Below are 18,142 nucleotides of genomic sequence, written 5' to 3' on the forward strand. Positions count from 1 at the left end.
TCGCCGATGGTAGTGTGGGGTTTCCCCATGTGAGAGTAGGTCATCGTCAAGATTAAATTCCGAAACCCCATTTGCGAGAGCAGATGGGGTTTTGTTTTGGGCGGTCGAAAAGCCAGCTAACATCCCGACTCCGCCAACAACGCCTCACAGTGCTAAAGTCGCACCCTCGATTTTGCTTTTCCCAAGGAAGCCGTTATGCCGGATGCGACGTCCCTCAGCGCTGGATTCATGGTGGTTCACGGCAACCGCCTGGACGAACTGCGCAGCCTGGTGGTCAGTTGGATGCGCCGCTATCCCCTGGCGCCTCTGGAAAACGAAATCGCTCTGGTACAAAGCAATGGCATCGCCCAATGGCTCAAGCTGGCCCTGGCTGAAGACCCGGAAGAAGACGACATGGGCGGCTGTGGCATCGCAGCAGCAATCGACGTGCAACTGCCCGGCAGTTTCATGTGGCAGCTCTATCGCATGGTCTTGGGCAAAGATGAAATCCCGCCCAAGTCTCTGCTCGATAAAGCCCCGCTGACCTGGCGCCTCATGCGCCTGCTTCCGGAGCTCATCAATCAACCGCACTTCGAACCGTTGCAGCGCTTTCTCACCCATGACACCGACCTGCGCAAACGCTACCAACTCGCCGAGCGTCTGGCGGACCTGTTCGACCAATACCAAGTCTACCGTGCCGACTGGCTAGAGGACTGGGCAGCCGGCCGCCACCAATTGCGCAGCGCTAGAGGCGAACCCAAGCCACTCAACCCTGCAAACTGCTGGCAAGCCGAGCTTTGGCGCGCACTCTTGTTGGACGTCGGTGAGGAGGGCATGGCTGAAAGCCGCGCCGGTGTTCACCTGCGTTTTATCGAGCGCATTAATAGCCTTGAAAACGCTCCGGCAGGTCTGCCATCTCGGGTGATTGTGTTCGGCATCTCCTCTTTGCCCGCGCAAGCACTGGAAGCACTCGCCGGCCTGGCACGCTTCAGCCAAGTCTTATTGTGCGTGCACAACCCTTGTCGCCACCATTGGTCCGACATCGTCGCCGACAAAGATCTGCTGCGTAACGAATACAAACGCCAAGCCCGCAAAGCCGGCATGCCGGTCACCATCGACCCACAAACCCTGCACCAGCACGCCCATCCGCTGCTGGCTGCCTGGGGCAAGCAAGGCCGCGACTACATCAGCTTGCTGGACAGCTACGACGACCCCAACAGCTACCGCGCCGCCTTCCGCGACGGGCGCATCGACCTGTTCAGCGACAGTCAGCCCACCACGCTGCTCAACCAGCTCCAGGACGACATCCTCGAACTGCGCCCGCTCAACGAAACCCGCGAGCTATGGCCTGCCGTGGACCTGGAACACGACACCTCAATCCGCTTCCACATTGCCCACAGCGCCCAGCGCGAAGTGGAAATCCTTCACGACCAACTCCTCCAGCGCTTCAGCGCCGACCCCACGCTGCGCCCCCGGGACATCATCGTCATGGTCCCCGACGTCGACAGCTACGCGCCGCATATCCGTGCAGTGTTCGGTCAACTGGAAAGAAGCGATCCACGCTTCATCCCCTTCACCCTCACCGACCAAGGCCAGCGCGGCCGCGATCCTCTGCTGATCGCCGTCGAACACCTGCTCAAGCTCCCCGATAGCCGCTTCCCCGTCAGCGAAATTCTCGACTTGCTTGACGTGCCCGCCCTGCGCGAGCGCTTCGCGATCAAGGAGCGCGACCTGCCCACGCTGCATCGCTGGATCGAAGGTGCCGGTATCCGCTGGGGGCTCAATGCCGAACAACGCGCCGGTCTCGGCTTGCCGGATGAGCTGGAGCAAAACAGTTGGCGGTTCGGCCTGCGCCGTATGTTGTTGGGCTACGCGGTCGGCACCGGCGCGGCGTGCAACGGTATCGAACCCTACGACGAAATCGGTGGCCTTGACGCTGCTCTTATCGGCCCCTTGGTCGCCCTGCTCGATGCATTGAATGAAGCGCACCACGCCCTGTCCCAATCAGCCGCCCCTCAACAATGGGGCGAGCGACTGCAGCGCTTGATGCAACTGTTCTTCCTGCCGAGCAGTGAACACGACGACTACCTGCTAGGCCAACTCGAGCAACTGCGCGAGACCTGGCTGGAAACCTGTGAGTCCGTCGGCTTGCAGGATGAGTTACCGCTCACCGTCGTCCGCGAAGCCTGGCTGGCCGGACTGGATCAAGGTCGCCTGTCCCAACGTTTCCTCGCCGGGGCTGTCAATTTTTGCACCTTGATGCCCATGCGTGCGATTCCGTTCAAGCTCGTATGCCTGCTCGGCATGAACGACGGCGACTACCCGCGCGCCCAGCCACCCTTGGACTTCGACCTCATGGGCAGCGACTATCGCCCTGGTGACCGTTCACGCCGTGAAGACGACCGCTACCTGCTGCTTGAAGCCCTGCTGTCAGCCCGAGACCAGTTGTACATCAGCTGGGTAGGCCGCAGCATCCGCGATAACAGTGATCGCCCAGCCTCCGTGCTGATCGGCCAATTGCGTGACCATCTCGCCAGTGGCTGGCACAACGCAAATACAGAAGTGCTCCTCCTGGACGCCATGACCCAGGAACACCCACTCCAGCCCTTCAGCGCGCGCTATTTCCATGAAGGCGATCCACTGTTCAGCTATGCCCGTGAATGGCAGTTGCTCCACGAAGCACCGGCTACCAGGCTTGAGGAAGAGGAACTCACACAACACGAGCAGGAAGAACCCCTGACCCTCGGCCAGTTGCAGGACTTCCTGCGCAACCCGGTCAAACACTTCTTCAGCCAGCGTCTGAAAGTTTTCTTTGAGGCCGCTGAAGTGCCGCTGGCCGACGAAGAACCTTTCGTACTCGATGCGCTGCAACGCTACAGCCTCAGCGACAGCCTGCTGAGTGCCGCACTGACGCAGCCCGACCATCTCGACCAAGCCCTAAATGCCCAGGCCCTGCGCTTGCAAGGCAGCGGCCTGTTGCCCATGGTCGGCTTTGGCGAATGCTTGCGTAACGAACTGATCGAGCCGTTGCCTGACCTGTTGCAACGCTACCAACAATTACTCGCCCTCTGGCCGACGCCTCATACTGGCGCGGAACCGATCAATTTTGAGCATCAAGGCATTCACCTTGACGGCTGGATCAGTGGCCTGCACCGGCGCAGTGATGGTGGCTTGCTGAGTGTCACCACCATCCCCAACAGCATCGGCTCGATCAAATCACGCAAGTGGCATCGCCTGATCCGTCCCTGGGTCAATCACGTGGTTGCCTGCGCCTGCGGGCTGCCGTTGAGTACCGGCTTGGTGGCCAGCGATGACACCTTGCTGCTCTCACCTCTGGATAAACCTGCCGCCCAGGAAATCCTCGGCCACCTGCTGCTGGCCTGGCATACCGGTATGAGCAAACCGCTGCCTGTCGCCGTTAAAACCGCCTTCGCCTGGCTCGGCCAAACCGATCCTGTAAAAGCCCTGGCAGCAGCGAGTAAAGCCTACGAGGGCGACGGGCTCACAACCGATGGCGAACGCCGTGAAACCCCAGCGCTCACGCGACAGTTCCCCGACTTCGCCACCCTAATGGCGAGTGAAGAGTTTGAAGGTTGGTGCGAAACCCTCTATCGCCCCCTGCTCAACGCTCCGTGGCGATCACTGACAGGCGAGGAGGCCAGCGCATGAGCAGCAAACCCTTGGCCCTGGCCTTCCCGCTAAAAGGCAGCCAGCTGATCGAAGCCAGCGCGGGCACCGGCAAAACCTTCACCATCTCCGCCCTGTACCTGCGCCTGGTCCTCGGGCACGGTGGTGATGAGTCCGGCTTTGGCCGCGAACTGCTGCCACCGCAAATCCTGGTGGTGACCTTCACTGATGCGGCCACCAAGGAATTGCGTGAGCGCATCCGCATCCGACTGTCCGAGGCCGCGCGCTTCTTCCGTGACGAAATCCCGCAGCCGGACACCTTGATCGCCGACTTGCGCGATCGATACCTACCGGAACAATGGCCCGCCTGCGCTAACCGATTGGACATCGCAGCCCAATGGATGGACGAAGCTGCTGTCTCCACGATCCACAGTTGGTGCCAGCGCATGCTGCGCGAACACGCCTTCGACAGCGGCAGCCTGTTCACCCAGACCCTGGAAACCGACCACAGCGACCTGCTCGGCGAAGTCCTGCGCGACTACTGGCGGCTGTTCTGCTACCCCATGCACGACGACGCGCTCAACTGGGTGCGCAATAACTGGGGCGGCCCTGCCGCATTGATGCCGCGAGTGCGTGCGCTGTTTGGCAGCGAACGGCCCACCGACGAAACCCGCGACCCCGCCGAACTGATCAACGCATGCCTGCAGGAGCGCCGTGAGGCGCTGGTACAACTCAAGGCGCCCTGGCAGCAATGGGCCGCCGAGTTGCGCGACATCTGCCTGCAAGCCGTGGCCGCCAAAGCCGTCGACGGCCGCAAGATGCAAGGCCGCTACTTCGAGCCCTGGTTTGAAAAGATCAGCGCCTGGGCCGCTGACGAAACCCTGGAGCAACTGGACATCGGCACCGGTTTCACCCGCCTCACGCCTGACGGCATGGCCGAAGCCTGGAAGGGTGAGCCGCCGCATCACCCCGGCATCGACGCCATGGCCGGTCTCAAGGCTGCCCTCGATGCGTTGCCAAGCCCCGACGCTGCCGTGTTGCAACACGCTGCCGGTTGGGTCGGCAAACGCTTTGAGGACGAAAAACGCCGTCGTGCCGAAATGGGCTTCGACGACATGCTCATCCGCCTCAATGCCGCGCTGCAAGCCGATGGCGGCGAGCGCCTGGCCAGCGTGATTCGCGAGCAATTCCCGGTGGCGCTGATCGACGAGTTCCAGGACACCGACCCGGTGCAATACAGCATCTTCGACAGCATCTACCGCATCGAAGAAAACCATCTCGACAGCGGCCTGTTCCTGATCGGCGACCCCAAGCAGGCGATCTACGCCTTCCGTGGTGCCGACATCTACACCTACCTGCGCGCGCGCCAGTCCACCACCGGTCGCCACCACACCTTGGGCACCAACTTCCGCTCCAGCCATGCGATGGTCGAGGCGGTCAACCATGTGTTCCAACGTGCGGAAACCGGCCGTGGCGCTTTCCTGTTCCGTCAGCCGGATGGCGAAAACCCGGTGCCGTTCCAGTCGGTGCTGTCCCAAGGCCGCAAGGAACAGCTTCAAGTCGACGGGCAAACGCTACCCGCCCTGAACCTCTGGCACTTGCCCACCGACCAGCCGGTATCCAACGTGGTCTATCGCCAGCAACTGGCAGCGGCCTGTGCCACGCAAATTGTCGAGTTGCTCAATGGCGGGCAGCAAGGTACCGCGGGTTTCCTGCAGCCGGACGCGAGCTTCAAGGGCGTGCTTCCGTCGGATATCGCCATCCTTGTGCGTGATGGCAAGGAGGCCCAGGCGGTGCGGGCCGAGTTGGCCGCCCGGGGCGTGCGCAGCGTTTACTTGTCGGATAAAGATTCCGTCTTTGCCGCCCAGGAAGCCCATGACCTGCTCGCGTGGCTCAAGGCCTGCGCCGAGCCGGATGTCGAGCGCCCCCTGCGCGCCGCCTTGGCCTGCGTCACCCTGAACCTTTCGTTACCGGAATTGGAACGTCTGAATCAAGACGAACTGGCGTGGGAAACCCGCGTCATGCAGTTCCGAGGTTACCGTGCGATCTGGCGCACCCAGGGCGTGCTGCCAATGTTGCGACGCCTGCTCCATGACTTCCAACTGCCACAAACCCTGATCGCCCGCAGTGACGGCGAGCGCGTGCTGACCAACTTGCTGCACCTCAGTGAACTGTTGCAGCAAGCCGCATCGGAACTGGACGGCGAACAAGCGCTGATCCGCCACCTGGCCGAGCACCTGGCACTCTCCGGGCAAGCCGGTGAAGAACAGATCCTGCGCCTGGAAAGTGATGAGCAACTGGTCAAGGTGGTGACCATCCACAAGTCCAAGGGACTGGAATATGACCTGGTTTTCCTGCCCTTCATCTGTTCGGCCAAGCCGGTCGATGGCAGCCGTTTGCCGCTTCACTACCATGATGAACACGGTAAATCCCACGTCAGCCTGCGCCCTACCAACGAGCTGATCGCCCAAGCCGATGACGAGCGCCTCGCCGAAGACCTGCGCTTGTTCTACGTCGCGCTGACCCGCGCCAAACATGCGTGCTGGCTCGGCATTGCCGATCTCAAGCGCGGTAATAACAGCAGTTCCGTGCTGCACCTTTCGGCACTCGGTTATCTACTGGGTGCGGGAGCCTCGCTGGGCGAGTCCGCTGGCCTTGCACGTTGGTTGCTGGATCTCCAGGAAGGCTGCCAGGCAATCCACTATGGCCCGGTGCCCGAAGTCACCAGCATCGTGTTCCACCCGCCCAAAAATGAAGCCGCCTTGCTTGCACCTTTGCTGCCCAAGCGCAAGGCGGCAGAGAACTGGTGGATCGCGTCCTACAGTGCCCTGCGTATTGGCGACAGCATGAGCGCCGCCAGCCTCGAAGCGCCGGAAAGTCCTCAGGCCCAGAAGCTGTTCGATGACGAGCGCCTGGACCCCGACGCACCGCGCGAAGTAGCCGCGTCTGGCGGCGACATTCACCGTTTCCCGCGAGGGCCGAACCCAGGCACGTTCCTCCACGGCCTGTTGGAATGGGCGGGTGACGAGGGCTTCAACGTCACCCCAGCAGACATCGAAAAAGCCGTGGGCGCCCGCTGCAACCGCCGCAACTGGGAAGGCTGGATCGTGACCTTGAGCGGTTGGCTGGGCCAACTGCTGCAAACACCGCTGCCGGTGGATAACGGCCACATCACCCTCAGCGGCCTCACGCAGTACCAGATCGAAATGGAGTTCTGGTTCGCCAGCCACAAAGTCGACGTGCTCGCCCTCGACAAACTGGTGTGCCAGCACACCCACGGGGGCGTCTCTCGTGTTGCCGCCGAGCCGGTGTTGCTCAATGGCATGTTCAAGGGGTTTATCGACCTGACCTTCGAACACGACGGCCGCTACTACGTGGCCGATTACAAATCCAACTGGCTCGGCCCTGACGATTCGGCCTACACCCATGACGCCATGGAGCAGTCGATCCTCGACCATCGGTACGACCTGCAATACGTACTTTACCTGCTGGCCCTGCACCGACAACTGAAGGCGCGCCTGCCAGACTACGACTACGACCGCCACGTAGGCGGCGCGCTGTATGTGTTCCTGCGCGGCACCCAGTCCGCCAGCCAAGGCGCGTATTTCACCCGGCCACCACGGGCGTTGATCGAAGGTCTGGACCTGATGTTCCAGGGCAAATCCATCCCGCCGAAGGCCGAGCCCGCCTGGGAACAAGGAGTGCTGCTATGAGCCTGTCTCCGCTACCGCTTGAAGCGCTCGAGCCCCTCAGCCGCGCTGCCGACCTGGTGCAGTTGCTGGAACGTTGGGTTGACCGCGGCTGGCTGCGTGCCTTGGACAAAGCGTTCGTCGGCTTCCTGCACGAACTCGACCCACAGGCCGACCCGTTGGTGCTGCTGGCAGCGGCCTTGACCAGCCACCAGTTAGGCCACGGTCACGTCTGCCTAGACCTGTTCGAAACCCTCAAGGCCCCCGACTTTGCCCTGTCCCTGCCGCCCGAAGGCGACCTGCAAACCGGCGCCATGCTGTTGCCGTCGCAACTGCTGGACGGGTTGGACGGTGCCCACTGGTGCCATGCGCTGGCTGCCAGCCACTTGGTCGCCCTGGCCGTCGATGGCAGCGAAGCCGCCCAAAGCCGGCCCTTGGTCCTGTCGGGCAAACGCCTGTACCTGCGCCGCTACTGGACTTACGAGCGGCGCATCGACACGGCCCTGCGCGTGCGCCTGGCGACACAGGAAACCGTCAGCGCCGACTTGCCCCAGCGCCTCAATGGCCTGTTCGGCCAGCCCCCGCCGGACGGTGTGATCGACTGGCAGAAACTGGCCTGCGCCCTGGCCACTCGCGGTGCCTTCAGCATCGTCACCGGCGGCCCCGGCACCGGCAAGACCACCACCGTGGTCCGCCTGCTCGCGCTGTTGCAGGCCCCAGCCGTGGAAACCGGCAACCCGCTGCGCATCCGTCTGGCCGCCCCCACCGGTAAAGCCGCGGCACGCCTCACCGAGTCCATCAGCCAGCAGGTGCTGTCGCTGAAAGTGCCGGACAACGTGAAGGAAAAAATCCCGACCCAGGTCACCACCGTTCACCGCTTGCTGGGCAGCCGCCCGGGCACGCGGCACTTCCGTCATCACATCGGCAACCCGCTGCCCCTGGATGTGCTGGTAGTGGATGAGGCCTCGATGATCGACCTGGAAATGATGGCCAACCTGCTCGATGCCTTGCCGCCTCATGCACGCCTGGTATTGCTCGGCGACAAGGACCAACTCGCCTCGGTCGAGGCGGGCGCGGTACTCGGCGATCTGTGCCGCGATGCCGAGGCTGGCTGGTACAGCCCTCACACGCGGCATTGGCTGCAAGCGGTCAGCGGCGAAGACCTCAGCGCCAGTGGCCTGCAAGAAGACCTCGACGGCAGTCACCCGCTGGCGCAGCAGGTTGTGATGCTGCGTTATTCACGGCGATTCGGTGAAGGCAGCGGCATCGGGCAACTGGCGCGTTGGGTCAACCAGCAAAATGCCGAAGAAGCCCGCAAGCTCCTGGCGGCCCGCAGTCACGCCGATCTGTTCTGCGTCAGCCTCAAAGGCGAGCACGACCACGCATTGGAGCGCCTGGTGCTGGACGGGCAGGGCGACGGCGCCCAGGGTTATCGCTACTACCTCAACCTGCTGCAAAGCGCCCGACCGCCTCTTGATACACCGCGCGAAGACGCGGCGTGGACCCACTGGGCGCAACAGTTGCTGCAAGCGTTCGATGCCTTCCAATTGCTCTGTGCCGTGCGTAAGGGGCCGTGGGGTGTCGAAGGTCTCAACCTGCGTATCACGGCGGCCCTGCGCAAAGTGCGGCTGATCGAAGGCGATGATCAATGGTACGAAGGCCGCCCGGTACTGATGACCCGCAACGACTACGGCCTGGGCCTGATGAACGGTGACATCGGCATTGCCCTGAAATTACCCGAAAGCGACGGCGGCCCCCAGGTGCTGCGTGTGGCCTTCCCGCGCAACGATGGCCAGGGCGGTGTGCGCTTTGTATTGCCCAGCCGGCTCAATGATGTGGAAACCGTGTACGCCATGACCGTGCACAAGTCCCAGGGCTCGGAGTTCACCCACACCGCCCTGATCCTGCCGGACGCGCTGAACCCGGTGCTCACCAAAGAGCTGATCTACACCGGCATCACCCGGGCCAAGCGTTGGTTCAGCCTGATCGAGCCCCGTGGCGGCGTGTTCGAGGAGGCAGTGCGACGCAAGGTCAAGCGTTTGAGCGGGCTGATGCTGGAGCTGGATCATGCCGCTGAAAAAATTGACTGACAGGTCACGCAATATTTCTGATTCAGTCGTCTGATTTTTCTGAAAAAATAGCGCGCCCCGCGAAGACCTACTCTTCGCGGGGTTTTCCGCCGCTGTGCTATCGTTGCGGCATCACCCTGAAAACACCTGAGAGAATCGCTGCATGAACGTGGCTGTCTCGCCCGCAGAGCGCAGTTTGAGCTGGAGACGCATGTTACTGGTGGCGGTTCTGTGCCTGCTCGCGCCCCGGGCATTTGCCCAGTCGCTTGCCCCGGCCAGCCTGGCTGACCAGCGTGCCCAGGCGGTCACCCAAGTGGTACTCGGCATCCTCAGTTATGCCCGTTGGCCAGTGGAGCCTGCGCAATTGCGCCTGTGCATCATCGGGCCGACCCAATACACCGACGACCTGGTCAAAGGCACCACCCAGGCCACCGGCCGACCGGTGGTGGTGCAACGCCTGCTGGCGGATCATCCCGATATCGTCAACGCCTGTGACGCGGTGTACATCGGCAAGCTCACCGCCGACGAACGCGGTCGCCTGTTTGCCTCGTTGATCGGCCACCCGGTGCTCAGCATCAGCGAAGGCGGCGATCAATGCACCGTGGGCAGCCTGTTCTGCCTGCGCGTGGCGGATGACCAGGTGTCGTTCGAGGTCAATCTCGACTCGGTCGCCCGCAGCGGCGTGCGTATTCACCCCAGCGTGCTGCAGTTGTCTCGCCGGCGAGCGCCTGCGCCATGAGCCTTGAAAAAGCGCGGCCAACCCTGCGCTCCGTCATCGGCCGAGGGCATTTGATCCTGGCGCTGGTGGCGGTGACGCTGGCGAGTGTCTCCCTGACCCTGCTCGGCGTGCTGGCGCTGCGGGTGTACGCCGAGCACAACCTGCACTTGATCGCGCGCTCCATCAACTACACCGTGGAGGCGGCGGTGGTGTTCAATGACAGCGCCGCGGCCACTGAGGCCCTGAGCCTGATTGCGTCCACCGAAGAGGTCGCCGAGGCCGAGGTGCAGGACGTGAATGGCAAGGTGCTCGCGCAATGGACTCGCCCGGAAACCGGCATGCTGTCGCGCGTCGAACTGGCGTTGGCCCATACCTTGCTCGAACAGCCCATCAATCAACCGATCCTTCACCAGGGGCGAACCATCGGCAGCATTCACCTGACCGGCCATGGCGGCAGCTTGCTGCGCTTCTTGCTCAGCGGCCTGGCCGGGATCCTGATCTGTACGGCCCTCAGCGCGTGGGTCGCCTTGCACCTGGCGCGGCGCCTGTTGCGTGGCATCACCGGCCCTCTGCAGCGCCTCGCCTCCGTGGCTCACGCCGCGCGCAGCGAGCGCGATTTCGACCGCCGCGTGCCCCCTGCGCAAATCGCCGAACTCGATAGCCTGGGCAGCGACTTCAACGCGTTGCTCGGCGAGATGGAAGCCTGGCAAAGCCACCTGCAAAGTGAAAACGAATCCCTCGCCCACCAGGCTAACCATGACAGCCTCACCGGCCTGCCCAACCGCGCCTTCTTCGAAGGACGCTTGATCCGTGCCCTGCGCAGCGCGGCCAAGGCCAAGGAGCGGGTGGCGGTGTTGTATCTCGACAGCGACCGTTTCAAAGAAATCAACGACAGCTTTGGCCACGCCGCTGGCGATGCGGTGCTGGTGGCCGTCGCCGACCGCGTGCGGGCTCAACTGCGCGAAGATGACCTGGTGGCGCGCCTGGGCGGTGATGAGTTCGCCATCCTGCTCGCGCCCTTGCACAACGTGGAAGACGCCCAGCGCATCGCCGACAAAATCATTGCCAGCATGGACCTGCCGATCCCGGTGCCCGGCAACACCCAGGTGTTGACCTCACTCAGTATCGGCATTGCGATCTACCCCGATCATGGTGCCACGCCCGGCACTCTGCTCAATGCCGCCGACGCGGCGATGTACCAGGCCAAGCGTTTATCGTCCGGTGGCCAGCAAACGGCGGAGTCGGAGAGCCCCGTCGTCAACGTTCAACACAGGAGTTGATCCCTTGTTCTCGACCACGCGATTCATGTTTATCACCTTGCTGGTGGCGTTCCTTGCCCTCGGTGGCTGCCAGACAGCCCCCCAAAAAGGCCTGACCCCTGCCCAGGTCGCTGTGCTCAAGCAGCAAGGTTTCGAACTTACTGACGAAGGCTGGGCATTCGGCCTGTCCGGCAAAGTGCTGTTCGGCAGTGACGTTGAAACCCTCAACCAGCCCAGTACCGACATCGTTCAACGCATCGGCAAGGCCCTGCTGGGCGTCGGTATCGAACGCGTGCGCGTCGACGGCCACACCGACGCCTCAGGTAAGGAAACCTACAACCAGCAACTGTCCCTGCGCCGCGCCAAAAGCGTGGCCACGGTGCTGCAAGGTGTAGGCATGAAAGAAGAAAACATCCAACTGCGCGGCCTGGGCAGCAGCGAACCGGTGGCGCCGAATACCACGGCAGCGGGGCGCACCGAAAATCGGCGAGTGTCGATTGTGGTGATTGCGGACTGAACCCGCCCCGCTAATCTCAATGTGAAACCCAATCAACTGTGGGAGCTGGCTTGCCTGCGATAGCGGTGTCTCAGTACTGGATGTACTGACCGACACACTGCCATCGCAGGCAAGCCAGCTCCCACAGTTGGTTTGCGGTGTGCTTGAAACAGCGTTTGCGAAGTAATTTCTCCGTAGGAAGTCTCTGCCATGACGAATCTTGATGGCTAGGTTGACGAGGTTTCGCTTTTTCGCACGAGGTCGGCTTATTTAAATGGCCGCTCTGAGTTGCCCCGAAGCTCATAGCGTTCATCCTCCACTACCCGCCACAAGCCGAGCCCCATGGACAACTCCGATATTGCGATCACGCTGGTCTTGATCTCTGCCTTCATGCACGCCACCTGGAACGCTGTTGTCCGCGCCGGCAACAGTCGCTTCATGACCTTGGCCATGGTGGATGGCACAGCGCTGGTGATATGCCTGTTGGCGCTGCCGCTTGTGAGCGCGCCGAGCCTCGATGTATGGGGCTACATCCTCGTCTCGGTGGGTCTCAATACGGTCTATCGGTTGTTTCTGATCAAAGCCTATGAGACGGGGGATTTCGGTCAGGTGTACCCGGTGATGCGTGGGATACCGCCCGTGCTGGCCGCGCTGTTTTCCTACTTTCTGTTGCATGAGCAGCTGTCACCCCAGGCGCTGGCGGGAGTGCTGCTGATTTGTGTGGGCATCATCAGCCTAACCTTTGTGCGCAGGATGACGGCGAAGATGTTCAAACCGATCCTGATGGCAACGTGTGCCGGAGCGTTTATCGCGGCTTACACGGTGGTGGACGCCAAAGGCGTAAGGGCCAGTGAGACGGTGTTGCAATACATCATCTACCTGACGGTGTTCCAGAGCATTCCGATCCCGGTGCTGGCGTTTTCCAGGGAGCGTTCAGCGTTGGCGAATGCGATCCGCGGGCATTGGCGAGTCGGCGTGTTAGGCGGTGTTTTTTACCTGGCGTCTTACGGGTTGGTATTGTTTGCGTTGTCATTGGACGCGGTGGCCAAGGTCTCAGCGCTGCGGGAAACCAGTGTTATTATCGGCGCCATTATTGCCGCGCTGCTTTTTAAAGAACGGTTCGGTTGGCGACGGATGCTGTCGGCATTCATCATTGTTTGCGGGATCATCTCTATCAAAGTGAGCACCTGATGGCCCAGCGTCCGCCTCCCACACCGATGCTTCAAGCCTTCGTCAGCGCTGCGCAAACCGGTAGTTTTGCGCGTGCGGCGTCGGAGCTTAACCTTACCGCGAGTGCCATCAGCCATCAGATTGCAGGCCTGGAGGAGTGGTGGGGCGTGCAGTTGTTTGAGCGGCATTCACGCGGCGTCAAGCTGACGTCCGCGGGGCAGGCGTTGTTGCCGGTTATCGATGGATTTTTCAAGGCACTGGATGGGGTGCTGCATTCACTCAACCCTTCAAAGCCCCGACCGCTGTATCTCTCCTGCACATCTTCCCTCTGTTCGACGTGGTTGATCCCCAGGATGCACGGCTCTCACACCGAGGCCTCGTTCAACCTTGATCTGGTGTTGACCAGCGTCGACATCAACAGCGCCAGCCTGGAGGCGCATCAATATGATGTCGCTGTGGTGATGGGGTACGGCGATTACCCGGATCATCATGTTGAACTGCTGATGCGTGACGCGGTATTCCCCGTTTGCTCGCCGGAATTTCTACAGTTGAAAGGGGACATCGCGTTGGAAGATGTCGCGCGATACCCGCTGATTCATCGGGTGGACGATCAGGTGTGTCCAGGGTGGGAAAGCTGGTTTGCGTTTCAGGGGCTGGCGGCGGCGCCTTATCATCATGGGCCTAGATTTCCGGATTCGAGCCTGGCGATCAGTCTGGCGGTAAGGGGCACAGGGATCGCACTGGGCAGGACTGCGTTGGTGTATGACCAATTGGAAAACGGTGCATTGGTTGCGTTGAAAAGCCCCGTGATGATGTCCCCTGCGGCCTACTACATCATTTGTCGAAATGGGCGGCAGTCAGAGCCGGATATTGCTCGGCTGATTGAATGGCTCAAGACGCGTGCGGGTGAGTTCCTGCGCGACGTTCGAGCTCGTTATCCGAATATTGCCGGGGCTGGTACGGTGTAAGTCTATGAACGATGTGACGCTCACCTGTAGGGCTGCGTTTTAATCCGCGAACCGCATCTCCCGTGTCTCCCCCATCAACAACCCCTGGTTCTGCTCCGTCACTTCCCTGATGTAGTCCCACAACAACGTTATCCGCTTCAACTTGCGCAAATCCTCCCGGCAATACATCCAAAATTGCCGCGTAATCGCTATCTGCTCCCCCAGCACCGGCAACAACCGTGGATCCTGCGCCGCTAAAAAGCACGGCAATATCGCCATCGACCGCCCCTGCTGCGCCGCCACGTACTGCGCGATTACGCTGGTACTGCGCAAACTGGCGCTGGCGCCGGGCACCACGTTGGCCAGGTACAGCAGCTCTGAGCTGAACGCCAAGTCATCCACATAGCTGATAAACGGGTGCTCGGCCAAATCCGCCGGTTTACGGATCGGCGGGTGTTGGTCCAGGTATTCCTGGGTGGCATACAGCTGCAATTTGTAATCACACAATTTGCAGCACACATAGGGCCCGTGTTCCGGCCGTTCCAGGGCGATGACGATGTCGGCTTCGCGCTTGGACAGGCTGATGAAGTGGGGCAGGGGCAGGATGTCCACCGAGATAGCGGGGTAGGTGTCGACGAAGTGGCTTAACTGCGGGGTGACGAAGAAGCTGCCGAACCCTTCGGTGCAGCCCATGCGCACATGCCCGGACAGCGCCACGCCCGACCCGGAGACTTGCTCGCAGGCCATGTGCAAAGTGCTTTCGATGGACTCGGCGTAACCCAGCAAACGCTGGCCCTCGGTGGTGAGCACGAAGCCATTGGTCCGGGATTTTTCGAACAGCAGCGTACCGAGGGACACTTCCAGTGAGCTGATGCGCCGCGACACCGTGGTGTAGTCCACCGCCAGGCGCTTGGCCGCCACGCTGGCCTTGCGGGTGCGGGCCACTTCGAGGAAAAACTTCAGGTCATCCCAGTTCAGGGAGCCCAGGGATGTGATGTTTTTTTGCATATTGGTCCGGCTTTTATGTGCGTTCTTATTAGAGATTTGCACATCTATACTCGAAAAACAGTCCGAACGCCTCATTTCCAAGGCGATTCACGCGCCTTGTCTCTGCATAACTACAAGATTGGAGACCACATGAACGCATCTGCCGATATTTCCGTGCAACAGGTCAAGCTGCTGATCAACGGTGAGTGGGTCGAGTCCAAGACCACCGAGTGGCACGACATCGTCAACCCGGCCACCCAAGAGGTGCTGGCCAAAGTCCCCTTCGCCACCGCCGATGAAGTCAACGCTGCCATCGACGCCGCCCATCGCGCCTTCCAGACCTGGAAGCTGACGCCGATCGGCGCGCGCATGCGCATCATGCTCAAGCTGCAAGCCTTGATCCGCGAACACTCCAAGCGCATCGCCGTGGTCCTCAGCGCTGAGCAGGGCAAGACCATTGCCGATGCCGAGGGCGATATTTTCCGTGGCCTGGAAGTGGTGGAGCACGCCTGCTCCATCGGCACCCTGCAAATGGGCGAGTTCGCTGAGAACGTCGCCGGTGGCGTCGACACCTACACCCTGCGCCAACCGATCGGCGTGTGCGCCGGCATCACCCCGTTCAACTTTCCGGCGATGATCCCGTTGTGGATGTTCCCGATGGCCATCGCCTGCGGTAACACCTTCGTGCTCAAACCGTCCGAGCAGGACCCGTTGTCGACGATGCTGCTGGTGGAGCTGGCGCTGGAAGCCGGTGTGCCGGCTGGCGTGCTCAACGTGGTGCACGGCGGCAAGGACGTGGTGGATGCGCTGTGCACCCACAAAGACATCAAGGCCGTATCCTTCGTCGGCTCGACCGCCGTGGGCACTCACGTCTACGACCTGGCCGGCAAACACGGCAAGCGTGTGCAATCGATGATGGGCGCCAAGAACCACGCCGTGGTGCTGCCGGATGCCAACCGCGAACACACCCTCAATGCCCTGGTCGGCGCCGGTTTTGGTGCGGCGGGCCAGCGCTGCATGGCCACTTCGGTGGTGGTGCTGGTGGGCGCGTCCAAGCAATGGCTGCCGGACCTGAAAGCATTGGCGCAGAAACTCAAGGTCAACGCTGGCAGCGAAGCGGGCACGGATGTCGGCCCGGTGATCTCCAAGCGCGCCAAGGCACGCATCCTGGACCTGATCGAAAGCGGCGTGAAAGAAGGCGCCAAGCTGGAGCTGGACGGCCGCGACATCAAGGTGCCGGGCTTTGAGCAAGGCAACTTTGTCGGCCCGACCCTGTTCTCGGGCGTGACTACCGACATGCAGATCTACACCCAGGAAATCTTCGGCCCGGTGCTGGTGGTGATCGAGGTTGCGACCTTGGATGAAGCCATCGCCCTGGTCAACGCCAACCCGTTCGGCAACGGCACCGGCCTGTTCACCCAGAGTGGCGCGGCGGCGCGCAAGTTCCAGAGCGAAATCGACGTGGGCCAGGTCGGCATCAACATCCCGATCCCGGTGCCGGTACCGTTCTTCAGCTTCACCGGCTCCCGTGGTTCCAAGCTCGGCGACCTGGGTCCGTACGGCAAACAAGTGGTGCAGTTCTACACCCAGACCAAGACCGTCACCAGCCGTTGGTTCGACGACGACACGGTCAACGATGGCGTCAACACCACCATCAACCTGCGCTGACTCCGGGAGACGACCATGAAGATTGCATTTATCGGCCTGGGCAACATGGGTGCGCCCATGGCCCGCAACCTGATCAAGGCCGGCCACGTGCTGAACCTGTTCGACCTGAACCAAGCCGTGCTCAAGGAACTGGCCGAACTGGGCGGCACCATCAGCGATTCACCGCGTGATGCGGCCACCGGCGCTGAACTGGTGATCACCATGCTGCCCGCCGCCGCCCATGTGCGCAGCGTGTGGCTGAATGAAGACGGCGTACTCGCCGGCATTGGCAAAGGCGTGCCGGCGGTGGATTGCAGCACCATCGACCCGCAGACCATCCGCGACGTCGCGACAGTGGCGGCCAAGCAAGGTGTGGCCGTGGCCGACGCCCCCGTCTCCGGAGGCACCGGCGGCGCCGCGGCAGGGACGTTGACCTTCATGGTCGGTGCCACCGCGGACCTGTTCGCGACCCTGCAACCGGTGCTGGCGCAGATGGGCCGCAACATCGTGCACTGCGGCGACGTGGGCACCGGGCAAATCGCGAAGATCTGCAACAACCTGCTGTTGGGGATCAGCATGGTCGGCGTCAGCGAAGCCATGGCCTTGGGCGACGCATTGGGCATCGACACCCAGGTGCTGGCGGGGATCATCAACAGCTCGACCGGGCGTTGCTGGAGTTCTGACACCTACAACCCGTGGCCCGGCGTGATTGAAACGGCGCCGTCGTCCCGTGGCTATACCGGTGGTTTTGGCGCGGACCTGATGCTCAAGGACCTGGGCCTGGCCACCGAAGCTGCGCGTCAGGCCAAGCAACCGGTGATTCTCGGCGCTGTGGCCCAGCAGTTGTATCAATCGATGAGCCAGCGTGGGGAAGGGGGCAAGGACTTTTCGGCGATCATCAACAGCTATCGCAAGCCCAAGTAGGGGCGTTTCCGGGAACCCACCGTGGGTGGGTTCCCGGGTTTTTGCGGCTCAAGCAAACACAAAATACTTACGCACCGTCTCAACCACTTCCCACGTCCCCTTCATCCCCGGCTCCACCACGAAGATATCCCCAGCCCGCAGGTGAATCGGCTCCAGGCCTTCTGGGGTGATGATGCAGTAGCCTTCCTGGAAGTGGCAGTATTCCCACTTCACGTAGTCCACGTACCACTTGCCCGGGGTGCAAATCCAGGTGCCCATGATCTTGCTGCCGTCTTCGCTGGTGTAGGCGTTGAGGTTGACGGTGTGCGGGTCGCCTTCGAGTTTTTCCCATTTGCAGGCGTCCAGGACCGGCAAGGGGTGGGTGTCGCGCAGTACGGTGATGGGCTTGGACATGATGTCTCCAGGGCAGGGAATGGAAAGAGCCACCCTAAGGCCTTGGGCTTAGCAACAGTGGTCTGAACTCGACATCGGGATGCCCAGAAGCGCAGGTCCTGCACAATGCAAAACCCTGTAGGAGCCGGGGGGGGGGGGGGGGGGGGGGGGGGGGGGGGGAGGGGGGGGGGGGGGGAGGGGGGGGGGGGGGGGGGGGGGGGGGGGGGGGGGGGGGGGGGGGGGGGGGGGGGGGGGGGG

12 protein-coding genes are annotated in these 18,142 nt (G+C 62.1%); 10 read left to right on the plus strand and 2 right to left on the minus strand.

Translation table 11 applies throughout. The annotated features are described in order from the left end of the window. The first annotated feature begins 195 nt into the window (after positions 1 to 195). From recC to AC07SU_RS29585, 8 genes are all read left to right on the plus strand, one after another. Complete coding sequence (gene recC / locus AC07SU_RS29550; protein WP_494999101.1) at positions 196 to 3,648, plus strand: exodeoxyribonuclease V subunit gamma; 3,453 nt, start codon at positions 196 to 198, stop codon at positions 3,646 to 3,648. Further along, positions 3,645 to 7,319 carry an exodeoxyribonuclease V subunit beta gene (gene recB / locus AC07SU_RS29555; RefSeq protein WP_494999102.1) on the plus strand — a complete coding sequence of 1,225 codons (3,675 nt, stop codon included), beginning with the start codon at positions 3,645 to 3,647 and terminating at the stop codon, positions 7,317 to 7,319. The genes recC and recB overlap by 4 nt, the downstream gene beginning before the upstream one ends. Further along, entirely contained in the window at positions 7,316 to 9,385 is a 2,070-nt protein-coding gene (gene recD / locus AC07SU_RS29560; RefSeq protein WP_494999103.1) for an exodeoxyribonuclease V subunit alpha, read from the plus strand. The genes recB and recD overlap by 4 nt, the downstream gene beginning before the upstream one ends. Before the next feature lie 142 nt (positions 9,386 to 9,527). Next, positions 9,528 to 10,103, plus strand: coding sequence for a regulatory sequestration protein YfiR (yfiR, locus tag AC07SU_RS29565; RefSeq protein WP_176996912.1), 576 nt, complete (start codon positions 9,528 to 9,530; stop codon positions 10,101 to 10,103). Further along, positions 10,100 to 11,362 carry a diguanylate cyclase DgcN/YfiN gene (dgcN, locus tag AC07SU_RS29570; protein WP_494999104.1) on the plus strand — a complete coding sequence of 421 codons (1,263 nt, stop codon included), beginning with the start codon at positions 10,100 to 10,102 and terminating at the stop codon, positions 11,360 to 11,362. The genes yfiR and dgcN overlap by 4 nt, the downstream gene beginning before the upstream one ends. 4 nt (positions 11,363 to 11,366) lie before the next feature. After that, positions 11,367 to 11,858, plus strand: coding sequence for an outer membrane lipoprotein YfiB (gene yfiB / locus AC07SU_RS29575; protein WP_176996914.1), 492 nt, complete (start codon positions 11,367 to 11,369; stop codon positions 11,856 to 11,858). Positions 11,859 to 12,179: 321 nt separating this feature from the next. Further along, positions 12,180 to 13,028, plus strand: coding sequence for an EamA family transporter (locus AC07SU_RS29580; protein ID WP_494999105.1), 849 nt, complete (start codon positions 12,180 to 12,182; stop codon positions 13,026 to 13,028). Continuing rightward, on the plus strand, positions 13,028 to 13,975 hold the full coding sequence (locus tag AC07SU_RS29585; RefSeq protein ID WP_494999106.1) for a LysR substrate-binding domain-containing protein: 948 nt from the start codon (positions 13,028 to 13,030) through the stop codon (positions 13,973 to 13,975). Before AC07SU_RS29580 ends, AC07SU_RS29585 begins: the two co-directional genes overlap by 1 nt. A gap of 39 nt (positions 13,976 to 14,014) precedes the next feature. On the opposite strand, the gene AC07SU_RS29590 is transcribed toward AC07SU_RS29585, so the two are convergent. After that, entirely contained in the window at positions 14,015 to 14,962 is a 948-nt protein-coding gene (locus AC07SU_RS29590; RefSeq protein ID WP_177007781.1) for a LysR family transcriptional regulator, read from the minus strand. A 129-nt stretch (positions 14,963 to 15,091) separates the two neighbouring features. Between AC07SU_RS29590 and AC07SU_RS29595 the strand changes: the two genes are divergently transcribed. Together AC07SU_RS29595 and mmsB are read left to right on the plus strand one after the other, a co-directional pair. Beyond that, positions 15,092 to 16,609, plus strand: coding sequence for a CoA-acylating methylmalonate-semialdehyde dehydrogenase (locus AC07SU_RS29595; RefSeq protein ID WP_259174777.1), 1,518 nt, complete (start codon positions 15,092 to 15,094; stop codon positions 16,607 to 16,609). A 15-nt stretch (positions 16,610 to 16,624) separates the two neighbouring features. Beyond that, complete coding sequence (gene mmsB, locus AC07SU_RS29600) at positions 16,625 to 17,512, plus strand: 3-hydroxyisobutyrate dehydrogenase (RefSeq protein WP_494999107.1); 888 nt, start codon at positions 16,625 to 16,627, stop codon at positions 17,510 to 17,512. Between the two features lie 48 nt (positions 17,513 to 17,560). On the opposite strand, the gene AC07SU_RS29605 is transcribed toward mmsB, so the two are convergent. Continuing rightward, complete coding sequence (locus AC07SU_RS29605; protein ID WP_010206533.1) at positions 17,561 to 17,905, minus strand: cupin domain-containing protein; 345 nt, start codon at positions 17,903 to 17,905, stop codon at positions 17,561 to 17,563. Between the last annotated feature and the right edge of the window lie 237 nt (positions 17,906 to 18,142).

It is taken from the genome of Pseudomonas sp. GW821-FHT05H12 (assembly GCF_059419385.1).

What these genes read in the sequence shown, in the direction of transcription:
- recC (WP_494999101.1), top strand. Translation starts at nt 196, where the DNA reads ATGCCGGATGCGACGTCCCTCAGCGCTGGATTCATGGTGGTTCACGGC.
- recB (WP_494999102.1), top strand. Translation starts at nt 3,645, where the DNA reads ATGAGCAGCAAACCCTTGGCCCTGGCCTTCCCGCTAAAAGGCAGCCAG.
- recD (WP_494999103.1), top strand. Translation starts at nt 7,316, where the DNA reads ATGAGCCTGTCTCCGCTACCGCTTGAAGCGCTCGAGCCCCTCAGCCGC.
- yfiR (WP_176996912.1), top strand. Translation starts at nt 9,528, where the DNA reads ATGAACGTGGCTGTCTCGCCCGCAGAGCGCAGTTTGAGCTGGAGACGC.
- dgcN (WP_494999104.1), top strand. Translation starts at nt 10,100, where the DNA reads ATGAGCCTTGAAAAAGCGCGGCCAACCCTGCGCTCCGTCATCGGCCGA.
- AC07SU_RS29580 (WP_494999105.1), top strand. Translation starts at nt 12,180, where the DNA reads ATGGACAACTCCGATATTGCGATCACGCTGGTCTTGATCTCTGCCTTC.
- AC07SU_RS29585 (WP_494999106.1), top strand. Translation starts at nt 13,028, where the DNA reads ATGGCCCAGCGTCCGCCTCCCACACCGATGCTTCAAGCCTTCGTCAGC.
- AC07SU_RS29590 (WP_177007781.1), bottom strand. Translation starts at nt 14,962, where the DNA reads ATGCAAAAAAACATCACATCCCTGGGCTCCCTGAACTGGGATGACCTG.
- AC07SU_RS29595 (WP_259174777.1), top strand. Translation starts at nt 15,092, where the DNA reads ATGAACGCATCTGCCGATATTTCCGTGCAACAGGTCAAGCTGCTGATC.
- mmsB (WP_494999107.1), top strand. Translation starts at nt 16,625, where the DNA reads ATGAAGATTGCATTTATCGGCCTGGGCAACATGGGTGCGCCCATGGCC.
- AC07SU_RS29605 (WP_010206533.1), bottom strand. Translation starts at nt 17,905, where the DNA reads ATGTCCAAGCCCATCACCGTACTGCGCGACACCCACCCCTTGCCGGTC.